16 protein-coding genes are annotated in these 18153 nt (G+C 69.3%); 8 read left to right on the top strand and 8 right to left on the bottom strand.

Translation table 11 applies throughout. The annotated features are described in order from the left end of the window. Nucleotides 1-182 precede the first annotated feature (182 nt). The 5 genes from ACFWBW_RS07405 to ACFWBW_RS07385 all read right to left on the bottom strand — a co-directional run bounded on the left by ACFWBW_RS07405 (nucleotide 183) and on the right by ACFWBW_RS07385 (nucleotide 6183). Entirely contained in the window at nucleotides 183-1778 is a 1596-nt protein-coding gene (locus ACFWBW_RS07405) for an MFS transporter (protein WP_385369260.1), read from the bottom strand. A 62-nt stretch (nucleotides 1779-1840) separates the two neighbouring features. Beyond that, nucleotides 1841-3496 carry an FAD-dependent monooxygenase gene (locus ACFWBW_RS07400; RefSeq protein ID WP_385369258.1) on the bottom strand — a complete coding sequence of 552 codons (1656 nt, stop codon included), beginning with the start codon at nucleotides 3494-3496 and terminating at the stop codon, nucleotides 1841-1843. Beyond that, complete coding sequence (locus ACFWBW_RS07395) at nucleotides 3493-4686, bottom strand: beta-ketoacyl synthase N-terminal-like domain-containing protein (RefSeq protein ID WP_385369256.1); 1194 nt, start codon at nucleotides 4684-4686, stop codon at nucleotides 3493-3495. The genes ACFWBW_RS07400 and ACFWBW_RS07395 overlap by 4 nt, the downstream gene beginning before the upstream one ends. Beyond that, nucleotides 4683-5843: a beta-ketoacyl-[acyl-carrier-protein] synthase family protein gene (locus ACFWBW_RS07390; protein WP_385369360.1), complete on the bottom strand. Its 1161-nt coding sequence runs from the start codon at nucleotides 5841-5843 to the stop codon at nucleotides 4683-4685. The genes ACFWBW_RS07395 and ACFWBW_RS07390 overlap by 4 nt, the downstream gene beginning before the upstream one ends. A gap of 55 nt (nucleotides 5844-5898) precedes the next feature. After that, the gene (locus ACFWBW_RS07385; RefSeq protein WP_385369254.1) at nucleotides 5899-6183 is read right to left on the bottom strand and encodes an acyl carrier protein; all 285 of its coding nucleotides are present in this window, start codon (nucleotides 6181-6183) and stop codon (nucleotides 5899-5901) included. Nucleotides 6184-6444: 261 nt separating this feature from the next. Between ACFWBW_RS07385 and ACFWBW_RS07380 the strand changes: the two genes are divergently transcribed. The 8 genes from ACFWBW_RS07380 to ACFWBW_RS07345 all read left to right on the top strand — a co-directional run bounded on the left by ACFWBW_RS07380 (nucleotide 6445) and on the right by ACFWBW_RS07345 (nucleotide 15769). After that, nucleotides 6445-7647, top strand: coding sequence for a hypothetical protein (locus tag ACFWBW_RS07380; protein ID WP_385369252.1), 1203 nt, complete (start codon nucleotides 6445-6447; stop codon nucleotides 7645-7647). A gap of 92 nt (nucleotides 7648-7739) precedes the next feature. After that, nucleotides 7740-8753: an AfsA-related hotdog domain-containing protein gene (locus ACFWBW_RS07375; RefSeq protein ID WP_385369250.1), complete on the top strand. Its 1014-nt coding sequence runs from the start codon at nucleotides 7740-7742 to the stop codon at nucleotides 8751-8753. Further along, on the top strand, nucleotides 8750-9484 hold the full coding sequence (locus ACFWBW_RS07370; protein WP_385369248.1) for an HAD family hydrolase: 735 nt from the start codon (nucleotides 8750-8752) through the stop codon (nucleotides 9482-9484). Before ACFWBW_RS07375 ends, ACFWBW_RS07370 begins: the two co-directional genes overlap by 4 nt. Then, nucleotides 9481-10185 (top strand): 3-oxoacyl-ACP reductase FabG, encoded by a 705-nt coding sequence (gene fabG, locus ACFWBW_RS07365; RefSeq protein WP_385369246.1) that lies wholly within the window; start codon nucleotides 9481-9483, stop codon nucleotides 10183-10185. The genes ACFWBW_RS07370 and fabG overlap by 4 nt, the downstream gene beginning before the upstream one ends. Nucleotides 10186-10567: 382 nt before the next feature. After that, the gene (locus ACFWBW_RS07360; protein WP_385369244.1) at nucleotides 10568-11536 is read left to right on the top strand and encodes a zinc-binding alcohol dehydrogenase family protein; all 969 of its coding nucleotides are present in this window, start codon (nucleotides 10568-10570) and stop codon (nucleotides 11534-11536) included. Nucleotides 11537-12356: 820 nt separating this feature from the next. Continuing rightward, the gene (locus ACFWBW_RS07355) at nucleotides 12357-12887 is read left to right on the top strand and encodes a hypothetical protein (protein ID WP_385369242.1); all 531 of its coding nucleotides are present in this window, start codon (nucleotides 12357-12359) and stop codon (nucleotides 12885-12887) included. A gap of 17 nt (nucleotides 12888-12904) precedes the next feature. Beyond that, nucleotides 12905-13270 carry a CBS domain-containing protein gene (locus ACFWBW_RS07350; RefSeq protein ID WP_385369240.1) on the top strand — a complete coding sequence of 122 codons (366 nt, stop codon included), beginning with the start codon at nucleotides 12905-12907 and terminating at the stop codon, nucleotides 13268-13270. A 489-nt stretch (nucleotides 13271-13759) separates the two neighbouring features. Further along, nucleotides 13760-15769, top strand: coding sequence for an ATP-binding protein (locus tag ACFWBW_RS07345; RefSeq protein ID WP_385369238.1), 2010 nt, complete (start codon nucleotides 13760-13762; stop codon nucleotides 15767-15769). A 25-nt stretch (nucleotides 15770-15794) separates the two neighbouring features. On the opposite strand, the gene ACFWBW_RS07340 is transcribed toward ACFWBW_RS07345, so the two are convergent. The 3 genes from ACFWBW_RS07340 to ACFWBW_RS07330 all read right to left on the bottom strand — a co-directional run bounded on the left by ACFWBW_RS07340 (nucleotide 15795) and on the right by ACFWBW_RS07330 (nucleotide 18117). Continuing rightward, the gene (locus ACFWBW_RS07340; RefSeq protein WP_385369236.1) at nucleotides 15795-16274 is read right to left on the bottom strand and encodes an NUDIX domain-containing protein; all 480 of its coding nucleotides are present in this window, start codon (nucleotides 16272-16274) and stop codon (nucleotides 15795-15797) included. 19 nt (nucleotides 16275-16293) lie between these two features. Continuing rightward, nucleotides 16294-17517 (bottom strand): helix-turn-helix domain-containing protein, encoded by a 1224-nt coding sequence (locus tag ACFWBW_RS07335; RefSeq protein ID WP_385369234.1) that lies wholly within the window; start codon nucleotides 17515-17517, stop codon nucleotides 16294-16296. 180 nt (nucleotides 17518-17697) lie between these two features. Then, a complete protein-coding gene (locus ACFWBW_RS07330; protein ID WP_385369232.1) occupies nucleotides 17698-18117 on the bottom strand; it encodes a winged helix-turn-helix domain-containing protein in 420 nt (139 codons plus the stop codon). Nucleotides 18118-18153 lie beyond the last annotated feature (36 nt).

Raw genomic sequence — 18153 nt, 5'->3', positions numbered from 1 at the left:
GTGTTTTGGGGGGGGGAGGCGCTGGGAAACCGGGGGAGACCGTGGGGGGTGTTGGGTGTGTGGGGGAGGGGGGGCTGGTCGGGGGGAAGAAGAACCCCGCGGGGCCCCGGGGTGCGCGACGCGCACCCGGGGACCCGGCGGACCAGGTGCCGTCCGCCGGGCGGGCCCGGCGGACGGACGGCTCAGCTCTCGACGAGGGTCTGCTCGCGAGCCCCGTACGCCTCGTCGGACTGCCCGGCCGGGGAGGCCTGGGCGGCGCCCCGCTCGGCGAACATGAGGTAGACGACCGGCGCCGTGATCGCGCACAGCGCGGCCGAGGCCCACAGCACGACGCGCAGCGCGTCGGTGTGCCCCTGGGAGAGGAACTCCAGGAAGGAGTCCCGCAGCCCGGCGGGCGCGTCGCCCAGCACGTCGGCCGCGCCGCCGCTGGCCACCTGGTCGGCGACCGTGGCGGGCGAGTCCTGCCCGCCGATGTACGCGAAGAGCCCGTCGGAGATCCGGGAGCGGACCACGGAGGCCAGGGCCGCGACCATCACCACGGCCGCGATCGCCTCGGCGGCGAGGCGGATGGTGTTGAACATGCCCGCCGCCATACCGGCCCGCGCCGGCGGCACCGTACTGACGGCCGCGCCGTCCAGGACGCCCATGATCAGGCCCACGCCGACTCCGGCCACCAGCAGCGGGCCGGCGAGCCCGAGCACGCCGATGCCGGGGTGAGCGACCGTCAGCCAGCCGCAGCCCACCGCGATCAGCAGCAGCCCGAGCCCCAGCACCACGCGCATCTGCACACCGGCGGCGACCATCTTGCCGCCGATCAGCGGGCAGACCAGCACCGGTCCGGTCAGCAGCAGCATGGTCAGGCCGGCCGCCTCGCTGCCCGCGCCGTTGGCGCCGATCAGGTAGGCGGGCAGCACCAGCAGCAGGCCGATGAAGCCGAAGGAGAAGGCGACGTTCAGCAGGTTCACCGCGAAGAAGCGGCGCTCCTTGAACAGCGACAGGTCGAACATGGGGGCCGGGCTGCGCCGTTCCACCGCGGCGAAGACCGCGATCAGCACCACGGCGCCCGCGAACAGCCCGAGCACGACCGCGCTGCCCCAGCCGTCCTGGGGGCCCTGAATGACGCCGAGGGTGAACAGCACGAGAGCCAGGCTGAACGTCACGGTGCCCGCCCAGTCGATGCGTCCGGCATCAGGGTTGCGGGAGTCCTTGAGGAACGGCAGCCCCAGCATCGAGAGCACCACGAGCGCGAGGTGCACGTAGAACACGGACTTCCAGCCGAACGTGCCCACCAGCAGGCCGCTGGTCGTCGGGCCGAGTGCCAGACCGGCACCGAGCGTCGTACCGGCCACGGCGAACGCCTTGGCGCGGGCGGCTCCGTCGAAGGTGGTGGCCACGATCGCGGTCGCCGAGGTCATCAGCGCGGCGGCGCCGACACCGGCGAGACCGCGGGCGATGTCGATCACGAGGACGCTGGGCGCCAGCACGGTCGCGATCAGCGAGGCCGCGTACAGCCCGGTGCCGAAGGCGAACATCTTCTTGCGGCCCAGCTTGTCGGACAGCGAACCCGCGACCATCATCAGGCTGGCGGCCATGACGTTGTAGGCGTTGACCACCCACTGCAGGGAGGCCAGGCTGCCGCCGAGTTCGCGCCCGATGTCGGGGAGGGCGACCGGTGTGCCACTGACGCCGAGCGGCACGATCAGTACGCCGAGACACACCACGAGCAGGGTGAGTCCCGGGCGATTCCCGGCGGCAGGCCGGGCGTCGGGGGTGGTCATGGGAACGGGCTCCTTCGGATGAGCGGCCAGATGAGCGGCGCGAGCCACGCGAGCCGGGTCGGCTACGCGAGCTCCGCGAGGGGGTCCCGTACGGCGGACGGATCCGGATGCCCGTACGGGTCGGGGTGCGAGCGCGGCGCGGCGGCCACGATGTCGCGGATGAGGCGCAGGTCGGCCAGCGGGCCGACCGTGGAGACCACCGCGTCGGGCCGGACCAGGCAGACGGTGGGACCCCGTACGCCGAGCGAGGCGTGCAGGGCTCCGACCGGGTCGGCGAGTACGGGTGGGGCGGACCGGTCCCGGGGGGAGGGAACGGTGGAGACGAGGACCGTGCGGTGGCCGGGACCGGCCAGCGCGGCGGCGGCCTCGGCGGCCTCGGCGGTGCGCTCCGCGTCGCGCTGGTCGGCGGCCAGGACGAGCAGCAGCGGCCGGTCGCCGGGCAGCAGGTCGTGCAGCCGCTCCCCGGCCACCCCGTCGAGCGGCCGGGTGGCGGCCAGGCGGACGTCCGGCAGCCGGGCTCCCTCGCGCAGCCGTCCGGCCCCGCGGCGGGCGCCGGCGTGCACCAGCGACAGCTGCGTCTGGCGGGGGGTGACGAACCGGTCGAGGACGCCGGTGCGCTCGAAGGCCCGCAGGGCCAGGTCGCGCACGTTCCGCTTCCAGCCCTTCATCATCCACAGCCTGGTCTGCAGGTCGGTGTCGTCCAGGACGCTCCGGGCGACCGCGCGCCGCTCGTCCTCCCAGCGGTCCAGGGTCCGGAGCGGGGCCTCGTCGCGGACCACCGAGGCCAGTCGCCACGCGAGCGTCGCGCCGTCCTCGATCCCGGTGTTGAGGCCCTGCCCGCCGGCCGGACTGTGGATGTGCGCGGCGTCGCCGATCAGCAGCACCCGGTCCGTGCGGAACCGGTCGGCGACCTTGCGGTGCACCCGGAAGACACCGGTGCGGTGCTCCCCGGTGAGCTCGATCGGCACCGGGCAGCGCTCGGAGGCCGCCTGCTGCACCTCGGAGCGCACGTCCTCGGAGACGGCGGCATCGGGAGCGAGGCTGGTGAACACCCGGAAGTTCCCGCCGGGCATGCCGACCACGACGAGCACGCCCTTGGCGGTCATGAAGTAGTGGGCCTCGTCCGGGGCGAGCGAGGTCTCGCACGGCCCGTCGGACAGCAGGAACTGCTGCGGGTACGTCTCGCCCTCGTAGCCGACGCCGATCGACGAACGGACGGCGCTGTGCGCGCCGTCGGCGCCGATCACCCAGCCCGCGCGGATCTCCGAGGCCTCCTCGCCGAGCCGCACCCCGGCGGTGACGCCCCCGGCGTCCTGGCTCAGCGAGGCCAGCCGGACACCGAACTCGATGCGCCCGCCCAGCTCCTCGAACCGGTGGCGCAGCGCCTCCTCCGTCTGCTGCTGGGGCAGCGCCACCGCGAAGGGGAACCGGGTGTCGCCGACCTTGCGGAAGGTCAGCCGGGCCACCTGCTTGCCGCCCGAGTGGTAGTTCTGCGCGTGCAGCGCCAGGCCCCGGTCGAGGATCTCCTCGGCGGCGCCCAGCCGGTGCAGGGCCTCCAGGGCGCGCGGCCACAAGGTGATCGCCTTGGCGTGCGGGTTGGGCCGCTCCGCCTTGTCGATCACGCGGACCGCGACGCCCTGCTGGAGCAGGCCGGTGGCGGCGGTGAGCCCGGCCGGCCCGGCGCCGACGACGAGCACGCCCGTGGCCGTGTCCGTCATCGCCCGGCTCCGTCCCGGACGACCAGGCAGGCGACGTTGCCGTCGTGCCCGACGCCGGTGATCAGGGCGACCCGGCCGGCACCGGCCGGCGTTCCCTGCCAGTGGGCGAGCACCGCGGCCAGCTGCAGGGCACCGTTGGCGCTGTACGCCTCTCCGGTCACGTCCTTGACCCGAAGTTCCGCGGCCCCGGGTCCGCCCAGCGCCCTCTGCACACCGCGCCGTTCAGCTCCCTCGAGCCCCGCCAGCCCGGTGGCGCCCAGGGCGACCAGACCGACCTCGCCGGCCTGCACACCGCTGCGCGCCAGGGCGCGCGCGATGCAGCCGGTGAGGGCTCCCGCGAGGCCCGGACGTACGCCTTCGGGTGCGAACGCGGTCTCGACGGCGAGGATTTCGGCGAGCACCCGCGCCCCCGACTCCCGAGCGGCCTCGAGGTCCTCGACGGCGAACACGGCGCAGCCCTCGCCGACCGGCGCGTCGCCGGTCAGGCCGCCCGTCGCCGTCCATCCCCAGGCGGTCTGCGGGCACAGTTCCTCGACACCGCCGACCAGGAGCCGGTCGGCGTGGCCCTGGGCGAGCGCGTTGCGTGCGTACCGGAAGGCGGCCAGCGAGGCCGTGGTGCCGCCCGACAGCGTCGCGTTGATGCCCCGCAGGCCGTGCCAGATGGCGACCTGGCCGGTGACCGAGTTCATCACGGTGTTCGGGAACGCGGCCGCGTTGACCAGGTACGGGCGCTCCTGGACGTGGGTGTCCAGGGCGAACTCGCTGCTGCTGCGCACACTGCCCGAGGTGCTGCCGAGCACGACCCCGGTGGTGGCCCAGCGGGGGTCCTCGTCCAGCCCGGCCGACGCGGAACGCAGTACGGCCGTGGCCGCCAGGCCCAGCGCGGTCGTGCGGTCCAGGTGCCGGGTGCCCTTGCGGCCGACGTAATCGGCGATCTTGAACTCCGGTACCACCCGCACCGGGCCGGGCATGCCGTCGGACGCCGCCTCGCCGAGCGGGAGCTGGTCCACGTCCGCGCACGCCGCGCGGGTCCCGCGCAGCGCCTCGCCGAGCGCGTCGAGCCCGATGCCCGCGGGGGAGACGACACCGTGGGCCGTGACCGCCAGGGGCCGTACGGCCGGCAGGTCCGAGAGGTCGGGCCCGGGCACGGTCAGCGGCTGTGCGTGCGCCGCCGCGAGAGTGGTCGTCATGACACTTTCCCCAGAATGGTGATGGCGTTGTTGCCGCCGAAGGCGAAGCCGTGGTTCTGCGCGATGCGCACCTCGGCGGGCCGGGCCGTGTTCGGCACCGGGTCCAGGCCGGGGCCGAGCGCCGGGTCCGTCTCCCGCAGGTTCGCGGTGGGCGGCAGGAAGCCCTGCTGGATCGCCTTGCAGCAGATCAGCGCGCCGAAGCCGCTGGCCGCGCCCATGGTGTGGCCGAGCATCGACTTCACGGAGCTGACCGGCGGCAGCCGGTCGCCGAAGGCCTCGCGGATCGCGGCGACTTCGGTGACGTCGTTGGTCGGCGTACCGGTGCCGTGGGCGCTGATGTAGTCGACCTGGTCCGGGGTGATGCCCGCGTTGCGGTGCGCCCTGCGGATGCACTCGGCGATGCTGCCGGAGTCCGGGTGCACCATGTGCTTGGCATCGCAGCTGAGCCCGTAGCCGAGCACCTCCGCGTAGATCGTCGCGCCCCGCGCCACGGCCCGCTCCAGCGGCTCCAGTAGCAGGGCCACGCCGCCCTCGGCGGTCAGGATGCCGGTGCGGTCCTTGTCGAACGGCCGGCAGACCTCCTCGGCGAGGGCGCCCAGGCGCAGGAACCCCGCGTGGGTATAGCGGTTCACCGAGTCGGCGCCGCCCGCGATCATGTAGTCGGCCTCGCCGGTGCGGACCAGATCGGCCGCGTACCCGATGGCGTAGTTGCTGGCCGAGCAGGCGGTGGGCAGGGTCTGCGCCTCGCCGGTCAGGCCGAGTTCGGTGTTGACGGCGGCCGCGATCCGGCCCGCGGGAACCTGGGAGACCAGGTGCGGGGACAGGCTCTTCAGGCCGCCGCGCACCCACTCCTGGGTGAGCCGGTCCACGGCCGGAGCCTCGCCGCTGGTGGTGCCCATGGCGGAGCCGGAGCGGGCCCTGGCCAGCTCGGCACGGTCCAGCCCGGCGTCCTCCACGGCCTGGGCCGCGGCGGCCGCGGCGAGCAGGCTGGAACGGCCCCAGCGCTCGGTGTCGAGCGTGCGCAGTGCGGCGCGGGGATCGAAGTCGTGGACCTCGCCCGCCATCACGCCGGGGAAGCCGGTGGTGTCGAAGGAACGGATCGCAGAGATGCCGCTGCGGCCCTCCCGGACCGACGTGGCGAGGGCCTCGGCGCTCATGCCGAGACTGCTCACCGCGCCGAGCCCGGTGACCACCACGCGGCGCGTGGTGGGGTCAGGCACGCGGAGCCGCCTCGGCCAGTGCGCTGACGTGCCCGGCCAGGGTGGCGAGGTCGGTCAGCTTCTCGGCCTGGTCGACCGGCACCGAGATGCCCAGCTCCTTGTCGATGCGGGCCAGGATCTGGATCAGCGCGAGCGAGTCGGCGTCGTAGTCCTCGACGAAGTGGGCCGTGGGGTCCAGGTCCTTGGGATCCCCGTCGAGCTCCAGCTCGTCGGCGACGATGACCTGGACGCGGGCCAGGATCTCTTCCGACGACAGCGCGACCGTGCTATTCGACATGGTGAACTCCCCTCCAGTGCCGACGATTGCCGCCGGCTACGGAAAGGAATCTGGCAGGCCGAATCGGCTGCCGACAGGGTTTTGCCCCCAAGGTGCCGGGCGCCGGACCGCAAGTGGCAGCAGCGGTGTACCCCCCGATGTCACTTTGGAGGCAGTGGCACTGCTCCTTGGTGGCAAAGGCGTTGAGGAGCCCCCGGGCTATGCCCATGCTGAATTCCGTGACACGCCCCCCGATCGGGTGTGGCGAAGAAAAGGAATTCCATGTCCTCGTCCTCAGTAATCAGCGAAAGCGCGTCCACGGATCCGCGCGGCGATGCCGGTGCGGGCGGTGCACCGGGTACGGGCGGTGCGCCGGGTACGGACGGTGCCTGCCGGGTGTCCGGCCCGTCCGGCGCCACCGGGACCCCGCGGCCCGCCGCCCGGCGTGCCCTCCACGGGCCCCTGGCCGTGTTCTCCGCCGCGATGGGCCTCCTCGCGCTGGCCACGCTGATCGGCCTGGCCGCCGACGACCGGCTCCTGGCGGGCGCGCCGATCTGGCTCAAGCCGCTGCACTTCGCCTTCTCGCTCGCCGTCTACGGCGCCACCCTGGCCTGGCTGATTCCGCGCATCCGGAGGTTCCCCAGGACCGCCTGGTGGGCCGGAACGATGATCGCCCTCAGCTCGCTCGCCGAAGCGGTGATCATCTCGGTCCAGGCGTGGCGGGGGACGTACAGCCACTTCAACCAGACGACCCCGGTCGACACCGCCTTCATGAACAGCATGACGGTCGCCGTGATCGTGCTGTGGACGTCCAACCTCGTGGCCGCGGTGCTGGTGGCCCGGGACGGCTCGCACCCCCGCCCGCTGCGCTGGGCCATCCGCCTCGGACTCGCCCTCGCCGTGGTGGGCATGGCGCTGGGCATGCTCATGAACCCGCCGACCCCGGAGCAGCAGCAGGCCCTCGACGCCGGCCTGCCCACCCTCGTCGGCGCGCACAACGTCGGCGTTGCCGACGGCGGTCCCGGCATGCCCCTGACCAACTGGAGCACCGAGGGCGGGGACCTGCGCATCCCGCACTTCATCGGCATCCACGCCCTGCAGGTGCTGCCCGCCGCCGCACTGCTCCTCGGCGCGGCCGGCCGCCGGCGGCGGCGGCGCGGCTCGCGGGGGGCGGGGGAGCAGGGCTCGGAGGCGCGGGGCGCCGTAGCGCGGGGCTCCGTAGCGCAGGGCTCCGTGGCGCAGGGCTCCGTAGCGCGGGCCGCCGTAGCGGAGGAGTCCGTACCGCGCCTCGCCGACGAGGCGGTGGCGACCCGGCTGGTGATCGTCCTCGGCTCCGTCTGGGCCGGACTGATGGCCGTGGTCACCTGGCAGGCGCTGCGCGGCCAGGCGCTGATCCACCCGGACACCGCCACCCTCGCCGCCACGGGCCTGGTCCTCGGGGCCGGAGCCGTCGCCGCGGCCGCCTCGCTGCGCGTCCGCCGCTGACGGCCTCGCTGCGCGTCCGCCGCCGCCCCGCCGCCCCGCCGCCCCGCCGACCCGTCCGTGTCGCTCCACGAACGCACGAAAGAGCCCTCACCATGACCGAGACCGCCCCGGCCGATTTCGAAGCCGAACCGGCCCTCCACATACGCTTCGCCCACACCGTCGACCGCCACCTCGTGCACCGCACCGCCGTGGCCGAGGTCTTCGTCACCGACGCCCGCCAGGTCGCGGAATCCGCCTACCTCGCCGGAGCCCAGACCCCGCTCTCGCACGGCTACTACAACGACCACGTCCAGAGCCCGGCCGTCACCGACGTCCTGCTCGTCCTGGAGGCCTCCCGCCAGGCCGCCGTGTGCGCGGCCCACACCTTCCTCGACATCCCCATGGACACCTCCTTCATGGTCAACGAGGTGTCCGTGCAGCTGACGGACCCCGAGCCACTGCGCCTCGGCGACACCCCGGGCGAGCTGCGGCTGCTCACGGAGTACCCGTCCGTCCGCATGAAGTCCGACCGGGTCCGCAAGGTCTCCGTCAGCCAGCAACTGACCTTCAACGACAGGCCCGTGGGCGTCGCCTCCATGCAGGTCAGCGCGATGACCAAGGACGAGTACGCCGCGCTGCGCGCCTACCAGCGGGGCGGGGTCGCACCCTCCACCCGCGAGGTCCCGGTGCCCGACCGGTTCCGGGCCATCGCTCCCGAGCAGGTCGGCCGGGCCTCGCGCGCCAACGTGGTCCTCGGTTCGCCCGCCTTCGTCGACGGGCTGCTGACGGCCCACCTGGTCCCCGACTTCGGCAACCGCAGCCTGTTCGACCACGAGTACGACCACTACCCGGCCATGACCCTGCTCGAAGGCGCACGCCAGCTCGGCATGCTGGCCGCCTACTGGCGCGGCCGCGGGCTCGAGCGCACCCATGTGCTCGGCGTGGAGGCGGCGTTCCTCGCCTTCGCCGAACTGGACGCGCCCGTCGTGCTCAGCTCCAGGATGCCGGCCGCCGGTACGGACGTCCTCGACGTCGTCTTCGAGCAGTCCGGGCGCACGGTGGCCACCGCCACGGTACGTCTCCAGGAGGACGTGGCGTCCGAATCCCCGGCGGGAGCGGTCTGTTGACGGGCGAATCCACCGCGTCGGCCACCCCGTCGCCCACTCCCTCGAGTGCCCCGGTCATCCGCGCCGTGTGGACCGACTTCCGCGGCGTGCTCACCCCGCCGCTGCCGTGGGCGGTCGAGTCCTTCTGCGAGCGGGCCGGCGGCCTGCGGCCACCCATGCTGCACGCCGCCATGCGGGCGGTCGGGCACGCGCACGGCGCCGGCTCGATGGAGGTCCTCGACACCCCGCTGCTCACCGAGGAGGAATGGGGACGGCAGGTGGAGGCCGCCCTGAGCGACCTGTTCGGTGTCCGCGCCGACATGTCCGGCTTCGCCGAGCGCTGGTTCGCCGACCGCCGGGTCAACCAGCCCTGGATCGACGAACTGCGCCGGCTGCGGGCAGCGGGCATCCACATCGGCCTGCTGTCCAACATGCCGCCGGGCTGGGACCCGTACTGGCGCCTGATGGTGCCGCCCCAGGACTTCGACGATCTCGTCATGTCCTTCGAGTCCGGCTGCCGCAAACCCGACCGGGCCGTCTTCGACCTCGCCGTGCGCCGCTCCGGGATCCCCGCGGAACAGAGCCTGCTCGCCGACGACCTGGCCGAGAACTGCGCGGGAGCCGTCCGGGCCGGCTGGCACGGACTCCACTTCACCGACACCGAGGACGCCATCCGCGCGGTGCGGACGGCCTGCGGGCTCCCGCACGCCGGGCCGGGCGTTCCACCCACCCCCGAGAGGATTTCGACATGAGCCGCACCGTTCTGATCAGCGGAGGCAACCGCGGGATCGGCCTCGCCGTGGCCCGCGCCTTCCAGGAGGCGGGCGACCAGGTCGTGGTCACCCACCGCACCGGCGAGGCCCCGGCCGGGCTGTTCGGCGTACGGTGCGACGTCACCGACGACGAGTCCGTCAAGCGGGCCGTGGCCGAGGCGGAGGACCACTACGGCCCGATCCAGGTGCTCGTCGCCAACGCGGGCATCACCCGCGACGGACTCCTGCCGATGATGAAGGAAGAGGACTTCCACGACGTCCTCGACACCAACGTCATGGGCGCCTTCCGGCTGGCCAAGCACGCCACCGGCGGCATGCTGCGCAAGCGGTGGGGCCGGCTGATCTTCATGTCCTCGGTCATGGGCACGCTGGGCTCGCCCGGCCAGACCAACTACGCCGCCTCCAAGAGCGCGTTGGTGGGTCTGGCCCGGTCCCTGGCCTGGGAGCTGGGCGGCCGCAACATCACGGCCAACGTGGTGACCCCCGGCCTCATCGAGACCGAGATGATCGAGCACGTCACCGACAAGCGGCGCGCCGAGCTCCTCGCGAACACCCCGCTCAAGCGCTCCGGCACGGCGGAGGAGGTCGCCGGGGTCGTGCGCTTCCTGGCGAGCGACGAGGCCGCCTTCGTCACCGGCGCCGTCGTGCCGGTGAGCGGCGGCATCGGCATGGGGCACTGACCCGCCATGCGCCGCGCCGCCTGCGAGCGGCAGCCCGGACTGTCCCGTCGGGACCTCGAGGTCCTCGACCTGTGGACGCCTCCGATCGCTGAACCGACGGACACGCTGGACCCGGACCGGACCGCGTGCGGCGGTCCGGTCTGCGAGGCCGCCCGCCGCCCCCGCGGCGAGCACGCCGCCGCCCTCCGGGGCAAGACCCGCCGACTGCGGCGGATCGCCCGGCTGCTCTCCGCATCCTGGCCGGCCCCCCGGGGGATCCGGCCGGGCCGGGCGGCCGTCCGTCTCGCCCTGTGCCCGCTGCACACCCGCTACACCGACGTCTGGGACCGCTACGAGGCCCTGCGACTCCCCCCAACCTCCGCCACCAGGAAGCGACGACGACGTGCGCATCATCCGCTACCACGCATACGGCCCCTCGTCGGTGCTGCAGCCCGAGGAGGTCGACGTCCCCGCGTACGGCCCGCACGAGGTTCTGGTCCGTACCGAGGCCATCGGTGTCGACCACGCCGATGTCCAGCGCCGCAGCGGCAGGTTCCCCCTGGGAGCCCCGACCTTGCCCTACTGCCCGTCGGCCGATGTCTCCGGCACCGTGGTTGAGGTCGGCGACCGGGTCACCGGCCTGACCCCCGGCACACGGGTCACCGTGTGGAAGGCGCCGCAGGCGTACGCCGAGTACGTCGCCGCGCCCGCCGACCGCGTCCTGCCCCTCCCCGCCGGCCTGGACCCGGCCGAGGCCACCCTCGTCGGAGCCCCCGGCCGGGTCGCCCTCAACCTGCTGCGCACCGCGCGGATGGCCCCCGGCGAGACCGTACTGGTCCACTCCGGCGCCGGCGCCGTCGGCCACATCGCCGTCCAGGCGGCCCGCGCGCTGGGCGCGGGCCGCGTGATAGCCACCGCCGGCTCCGCCCGCAAACTGGACTTCATCCGCTCCACCCTCGGGGCGGACGAGGCCATCGACTACACGGACCCGCACTGGCCGGACCGCATCAAAGGCGGCGTGGACGTCATCCTCGACGGCATAGGCGGCCCCCAACTCCTCACCGACGTGGCCCTCCTGGCCCCCTACGGCCGCCTGATGGTCTTCGGCGGCTCGGGCGGCGATGCGCAGCAGCCCTCGATCCCGGTCCTCGACCTGCTGAGCATGCGCCAGGTCATCGGCTTCAGCATGGCCACCCTCATGACGAGCCGCCCGGACCTGGCGGCCGCCGCCCTGAAGGACCTCCTCACCCTGGTCTCCACCACCCAAATCCGCCCGACCATCCACGCCCGAATCCCCCTGTCAAAGGCCGCCGAAGCCCACGCCCTCCTGGAATCCCGCCACCCCATAGGCCGAGTGGTCCTAACCCCCTGACCGCGGCAGGCCGACGGCCTGCCGAAAACCATCGCCCGAGCCCCTCACCGAACCAGGGGCGAGTCGGCTTCGCGCCAACCACAGCTCAACTCAGCGAGTACGAGTGGCCGGCGATCCGCTGCGAGGCCCCTGGACCTGTCCGGGGGCCATCCGCGCTTCTACCGCCGACCTACGCCGATGGACCAAGACCCTGTCCACGAACAGTCCACAGGGCCTGACATGCGGCTACGCAGGGCCGCACTTGCCTGCACATACGCGAAGACCCCGTTCTCAGCGAACTCGCTGATGGCGGGGTCTTTGGGCACTTCTTGCGAAGTGCCCCCGGCAGGATTCGAACCTGCGCACACGGCTCCGGAGGGCATCGATCGATGCGGCCTGGCACGTCTCTGAGCTGCAAGAACATGCGTTCAGGATGGGTGCGGCAGGAACCCACACGCTACTCACACGAAGGTGGCCCGTCGGAGCGAGTCGCTGGGGTTGTTTGCTCGGTGCTGAGGGATCACGCGCGCTGGGTTCGGACCGGGCGGACGCTGAGATCCCTGTGGATCTGCTGACATCCGCCAACGTTGATGTGCGCAGCGGATGGCTGGACAGCTGTTGATTCTGACCTCTGTGGGGCCCAGCCGTCAGGGGCCATACCGATCGCAGGGCCCTGGACGGACGCGGTCGGAAGCAACCGACTGTTGCTGCGGTACTGGTTGAGGTCGATTCCATCGTCGCGCGTCTTTCTTGGGCCGTTCGGTCTAATTGCGGATGTCTGAGTCGCCGGTGACGCGTTCAATATGTAGCCTCAGTCGATAGCGCTGCCAGGGAGGTGAATGTGAGCCAGGCGAAAGATTTCACTGTAAGCACCTTCGGCCTCTTGATCGCTTACTTCCTCCCAGGGCTGGCCGCCCTCTATGGGATCGCCCTTTGGAGTCCGCAAGTAGCGAGTATCTTCGAGACTTTCCTTTCGGCTAAATCGAATGTCGGCCTCTTTCTTTTGGTTTCCATGGGCGCCCTACTGATCGGTCTCTCGGCATCGCCGATTCGGTATCTGTTTTACGAAGAATGGTTTCGGTTTGGGCCAAAGCTGGGCCCTGGAGATTTCGCAAAATTGTCAGATGCCGGAAAGCTTGAAAGTTTTCGTACGGTGGTCGACGAGCACTATAGATACCATCAATTTTTCGGCCACATGTCGCTCCTAGCCCTGCCCTGCCTTGCGGGCTTGGTGCGAATTCAGGGGTCGCGTTCGGTTAATGGAGGGTGGGCTTTTGCGATTTGCTTCGTGGCGCTTGAAGTCGCCCTTATCTTCGGCGCGCGTCACACGTTCCAGAAGTACGTAGAAAGAGCCAAGGTTATTCTCGCATAGGCGAGTCTAACGGAGGGGTGAAAGTGGTCAACGGTATTAAGAAGTTCGTTCGTGAGGCCCCGGTTCTGGTTGATGTCGCAAAGTCAGTCAAGGATGCGACTCGGATCATGGACCGTCGCGGCGTGGAATATGCGATCGTGCACGAGAGAGGGCGTGTCCTTGGTGTGATCTCCATCAGAGACTTGAAGGGGAACGCGTCGAAGGGAAACTTCTCGCGTTCTCGGGGTGTGTCTCTGCGTAGGCTTGCAAAATATAGTCGAACCGTATCCTCGGATGTCAACTCGCATGAAGCTGCGGCAATCTTCCGTGAACATCCCGAAGTTAAGGTGCTACCCGTACTTGAAAGCGGCGTTATTGTCGGGATTTTGAAGCCGCCGCATTGAGGTGCTGCTCGGAGGGGCCTAGGGGCACCCCGTTCGCCCTAAGTCCTGTTCCAGGCGCTTCGTCCAGACTCATCGTGGGACGGTCCTTAGCGCGTGAGCCGGTTTCTCGCGCACTCCTGACCGCGGAGGCTTTCGCCGCAGAGCTCGGGTCAACCCAGACCACCGTGGCTGCGGAGGCGACACGCTGGAGGACCGATTGGGGTGCCTCTTCGTGGGTTTGAAGCAGGGGTAGGGCGGGATGGAAGAATGTGGGCGTGAGGTGAACCATCCACTCCGGAGGGCATGGTCAGGCAGCCCGCAACATCCTCCTTGACCTGCATAAACGCGCAGGCGAGCTCACATCTGAGGCCAGGTCACACGCCTGTCACACGAAGGCCCCGTTGCGAGCAAGGCCGGTCCTCCGGAACCCAGGTCACCAACACATGCGCCTGCAGATCTTCTTGTTGCGCGGACCTACCGTGCGTGATCGGTGGCTGACAGACTGGCGCGATGCGACGAGTGCACCTGGAAGCTGCCGAAGACCACGTCGAGCGCCTCGCGAGGGAGCACGATCCCGTGGGCGCGGTCAAAGAACTGATCTGGAACGCTCTGGACGCCGACGCGAAGCGGGTCTCCATAGTGATCGAGCGCTCCGCCACAGGCTCTGTCGAGAAGGTCACAGTTGCTGACGACGGAGGGGGCATCACGCCCGAGGGGTGCGGTACGGCCTTCGAGAAGATCGGTGGCTCTTGGAAGAAGGTCACGCGAACGTCACTCATGGGCCGGCCCCTCCACGGTCGTGCCGGGCAGGGGCGGCTGAAAGCGTTCGCCCTAGGCGCCTCCATCAGGTGGACCACCGTTGCTGACGGTATTGACGGTCGCCGGAGGACCGTTATTTCCGCGCAAAGCGCATCCCGTAATGACTTCCAGATTGGCGATTCAATCGCCACGGTCGAAGATTTGGGGACCGTAGTTGAGGCGTGGGGTAGGCAATCTAGTGTTCTGCATAAGCTGACCGTCGAGAAGGCGCGCAGTCAGATCACAACGGAGTTCGCTCCCTACCTGGCTATGTATCCGGAGGTGCAGATCGAGTTCGATGGGGCTGCGATCGACCCCAAGGGAGTCATTCAGAAGGAGACCGAGCGTGAGGTCACCTTCGAGCATACCGGGGTCACGGAGACGGCGGTCCTGCGGATCATCGAATGGGATATGCGGGTTGACCGCGAGCTTCATCTATGTGATGCGAGTGGCGTCACTGTAGAAATTACCGAGATGCGCATCCAGGCGCCTGGTTTCGACTTCACGGCTTATGTGCAGTGGAGTCGAATGGCTGAGCATCGCGGAGATTTTCTGCTCGGGGAGATGTCTGACAGTCCGGTATCGGCACTTCTGGCTGCTACTCGTCAATACCTCCGCGACTACTTCCGACTTCGGACGGTTGAGCGTCGCCAGGAGGTCGTAAGTCGTTGGAAGGATGCCGGACTCTATCCGTATGAGGGGGATGCAGATACTGAGGCCGAGAAGGTCGAAAGGGAAACCTTCGATATCGTGGCGGCTACGATTCACCGCCACATGCCTCGCCCCATCAAGCAACAGAAGGCGACGCTTGCTCTTCTGCGCGAGTCGGTTAAATATCAGCCGGGGCACGTCAACCGCATCCTCGACGAAGTTTTCAGGCTCAGCTCGGATGACAAGTCTGAGTTGGACCGCCTGCTGAACCGAACTAGCCTGTCGAGCATCATCAAGGCTTCCAGTAGCGTGGCTGATCGTCTTGATTTTCTGGCAGCTCTATCGCATATGGTCTTTGATCCGGAAGCGAAGAAGCTTGTTAAAGAGCGAACTGAACTGCACAAGATTCTAGAGAACGAGACTTGGGTGTTCGGTGAGCATTATCAGCTCCTTGTGAGTGATCGCTCGCTGAATCAGGTTCTGGATCGTCATCTTGCGGTCATGCAGCGAGATTCAATGAATCCTGACCCGGTGTATCGGGAAGATGGTTCCGTTGGAATCGTTGACCTCATGCTCTCGCGGGCCCGGCGCGAGCATGACCGCATGCAACACCTTGTCGTGGAGCTAAAAGCGCCCAAGGTGAAAGTAACTGACAAGGAATTGGCGCAGATCAAGAGCTACGCGCATGCGGTCATTCGTGACCCTCAGTTCGCCGACGTGAGGGTTGAGTGGGATTTTTGGCTGATCACTTCGGAAATGAATGATCTGGTCAGGATCGAATCACGCCAGAAGGATAAGCCTCGCGGTTGCGTCTGGGACATTTCAGACGCCGGGTATTCGGTGCGTGTTTGGGTTAAAACGTGGTCTGATCTGATCGAAGAAAGTAAAGGTAGGCTGCAATATTTCAAGGAGCACTTCGACCACGACCCATCCGTCGAGCAGGCCATGGAATACCTCCGCCATGCACATTCTCAGCACATGCCGGACGCGTTGGTGATTCCTGGTCCTCGGCCGGCGGCGAGCGGCGCTACGCAGGCGGACTCTCCCGAAGAGGTAGAGGAGTCGGCCTAGGTTGTGATGCGACTACCCGCGTCGGTTACTGCGGGGTTGGCTCGTGGCCATGCTCTAGATAGCTGACCCGTTGTTCGCTCCGGGCGGCTGCTGCTGCCTTGATGCGCCGCGCCAATCGGGGGATGGTAAGGCCTTCCATTGCCTCTAGGGAGTGGTAGGCGTACGCGCGGATCTCGGCAGTCTCCAGCTGGATCGCCTCTTCGAGCTCGGGGCTCAGGGTGCCGCCATCGAAGATGTAGAGGACCTTGTCTCCCTCTGCAGGGCTAGGAGCCCAGTCAACAGCGAGCAGGCGACCGATGGCCGGCTCAATGCCCATCTCCTCCCGGACCTCACGCGCGCATGCTTGGAGCGGGGATTCGCCGGTCTCGACGTAGCCACCTGGGATGTCCCGGTAGTCCTTGTACGTCGGCTCCAGCAGTAGGACTTGGCCGTGGTCGTCGAAGAACAGCGCACCCGAGGCCATCCTCGGGTGCGCCATCTTTGCCTCGTGCTCGTTCTCGCTCACGGGGCCGAGCCTACCCACGTCACACCACGCGGAGCCTGTCGGCCAGGTCGGCGATCGGCTGCGTCGGCCGGCCCCGCGTCCCGCGGACCCAGCCGAGGACGAGCTCTCGGCTCATGTAGTGATGCCGGACCTGCTCGGGAGCGATCTGTTCGGCCTCCAAGACCATGGCGAGCGCATCGTCCGTGCGATTCCAGGCGCTGAGCGCGCGGGCTACCTCCAGGTTGTGGCGGACGCGGCGCTCTACAGGGAGGCCGCTCGTGTCCACGGTCGGGCCGAGTTCCGCGGCGATCTGCATATCGCCGAGTTCGCCGGCCGTCGCTACGCGGTGGATGGCGACGTTGGTCGGGCCGAAGGCGGTCCACATGTGGTTCGCGTCCGAGCCGAGCCGAGCAGCCATCGTCTCGGCCTCCCGCAGGAAGGCTTGGGTTGTGGCTCGGTCCTCGGCCCGTGCCGCAGCCATGGAGCCGGTGAGGAACAGGGTTCCGTACACGGATAGGTAGGCCGGGGTGGCGTGGCTGAGGCCGGGCTCCAAGAACCCCGCGGCGTCATTGACGAGCTGGACGGCGGTCTCGAAGCGGCCGGTGGACAGCAGGGAGTGTGTGACGGATCGGAACAGGGATGCGGTGATCACGTTGTCGCCGCTCTGCTGTGCGGCGGCGAGTCCGCGGTCTGCCGCGATCCACGCGAGTTCGTTCTCTCCGAGCTTGCCGAGGACCATCGCGGCGCCCTGGTAGGTCAGCGCCAGGAGTCCGTTCGCTTCCTCTCGCTCAGTCCCCGAGCTGGCCCGCACGGCGAGTAGTGCGTCCGCGAGCAGCAGGGGGATCTGCCGAGTGGCGAATCCGTACCGGGACCCCTGGTAGGCGTCCCAGACCTCGCCGACGTCGGACCGGAGGGCCGCGAGCGTTGGCGGTTGACCGTCGGCCGGCGCGCCGAGGAGCGGGGTGAGGAGCCGGTAGTCCATGAGCGCTTCACGCAGCGCGGGGACCGTGCCGCGGCCGCTCTCCCTCGACCACTCCAGGAGGGTTGGCTCCCCGATGAGGTCCCCGATGGAGACGTCCAGGGCGTGGGCAAGCGCCCGGATCACCGAGAGGCGGTCGAGCTCGATGCGGTTGTTCTCGGCTTTGCCCAGCCAGTCAGCGGTACGGCCGACCAACCCGGCAAGGACTTCTTGGGACAGGCCGCGGCGGTGGCGGTACCAAGCAACGCGTTCGCCGGTCGTCAGGTGCTGCGTCATTCCTCGCATGACTTCAGCCTCGCCTCCGTTCGCGAAGAGACCCCGGAAGGATTTTCCGGGGTCGAGCTGCGGGTGCGCCATAGCTTCGTGAACGTCCGATGCGCGACGTCCTGTGGTGCCAACGGGGAGGTACTGCCGTGGCTTTGACTATCCGTGAGCGACGCCAGGTGATGGCGGCTCTTGAGCAGATCAGTGCCGAGATGTGTGACCTGACACGACGGGTGGAGCGGGTGGTGGAGTCGGTCCATCCGAGCCCCGTGTCTGCTCGACCTGTTGAAGGCGCTCGTCGAGGCGGGCCAGGTGGTCTCGGATCGCTTCGATCTGCTGCATGATCGCGGTGAATTCCCCACTGGGCTCGGCGGCTCCCTGCTCCTTCAGCTCAGCGCGTACGAAGTAGCCGCGAGTCGAATCAGGGCGGACCACACCCCGTTGGGCGAGTAGCTGCAGCGCCTTGGTGGCGGTGCCGGGAGCTACGCCGAAGCGCTCGGCGATCGTTCGCACGGCCGGCAGTTTCTCCCCGGCCTTGTACTTCTCCGCCTCGATGTCTCGCTGGAGATCGTCTGCGATCTTCTCGTTCACGCGGCGGGCGGCATCGGAAGTGGGCGTCATGCCCTCGATGCTAACCGGATTTCCCTTAGTTCGACC

Origin of the sequence: Streptomyces sp. NPDC059957 (assembly GCF_042730015.1) — a bacterium.
In the GTDB taxonomy this organism is placed as follows: domain Bacteria; phylum Actinomycetota; class Actinomycetes; order Streptomycetales; family Streptomycetaceae; genus Streptomyces.
This window is presented reverse-complemented; position numbering and strand designations above follow the sequence as displayed.

What these genes read in the sequence shown, in the direction of transcription:
- ACFWBW_RS07405 (WP_385369260.1), bottom strand. Translation starts at nt 1,778, where the DNA reads ATGACCACCCCCGACGCCCGGCCTGCCGCCGGGAATCGCCCGGGACTC.
- ACFWBW_RS07400 (WP_385369258.1), bottom strand. Translation starts at nt 3,496, where the DNA reads ATGACGGACACGGCCACGGGCGTGCTCGTCGTCGGCGCCGGGCCGGCC.
- ACFWBW_RS07395 (WP_385369256.1), bottom strand. Translation starts at nt 4,686, where the DNA reads ATGACGACCACTCTCGCGGCGGCGCACGCACAGCCGCTGACCGTGCCC.
- ACFWBW_RS07390 (WP_385369360.1), bottom strand. Translation starts at nt 5,843, where the DNA reads ATGAGCGCCGAGGCCCTCGCCACGTCGGTCCGGGAGGGCCGCAGCGGC.
- ACFWBW_RS07385 (WP_385369254.1), bottom strand. Translation starts at nt 6,183, where the DNA reads ATGTCGAATAGCACGGTCGCGCTGTCGTCGGAAGAGATCCTGGCCCGC.
- ACFWBW_RS07380 (WP_385369252.1), top strand. Translation starts at nt 6,445, where the DNA reads ATGTCCTCGTCCTCAGTAATCAGCGAAAGCGCGTCCACGGATCCGCGC.
- ACFWBW_RS07375 (WP_385369250.1), top strand. Translation starts at nt 7,740, where the DNA reads ATGACCGAGACCGCCCCGGCCGATTTCGAAGCCGAACCGGCCCTCCAC.
- fabG (WP_385369246.1), top strand. Translation starts at nt 9,481, where the DNA reads ATGAGCCGCACCGTTCTGATCAGCGGAGGCAACCGCGGGATCGGCCTC.
- ACFWBW_RS07345 (WP_385369238.1), top strand. Translation starts at nt 13,760, where the DNA reads ATGCGACGAGTGCACCTGGAAGCTGCCGAAGACCACGTCGAGCGCCTC.
- ACFWBW_RS07335 (WP_385369234.1), bottom strand. Translation starts at nt 17,517, where the DNA reads ATGCGAGGAATGACGCAGCACCTGACGACCGGCGAACGCGTTGCTTGG.
- ACFWBW_RS07330 (WP_385369232.1), bottom strand. Translation starts at nt 18,117, where the DNA reads ATGACGCCCACTTCCGATGCCGCCCGCCGCGTGAACGAGAAGATCGCA.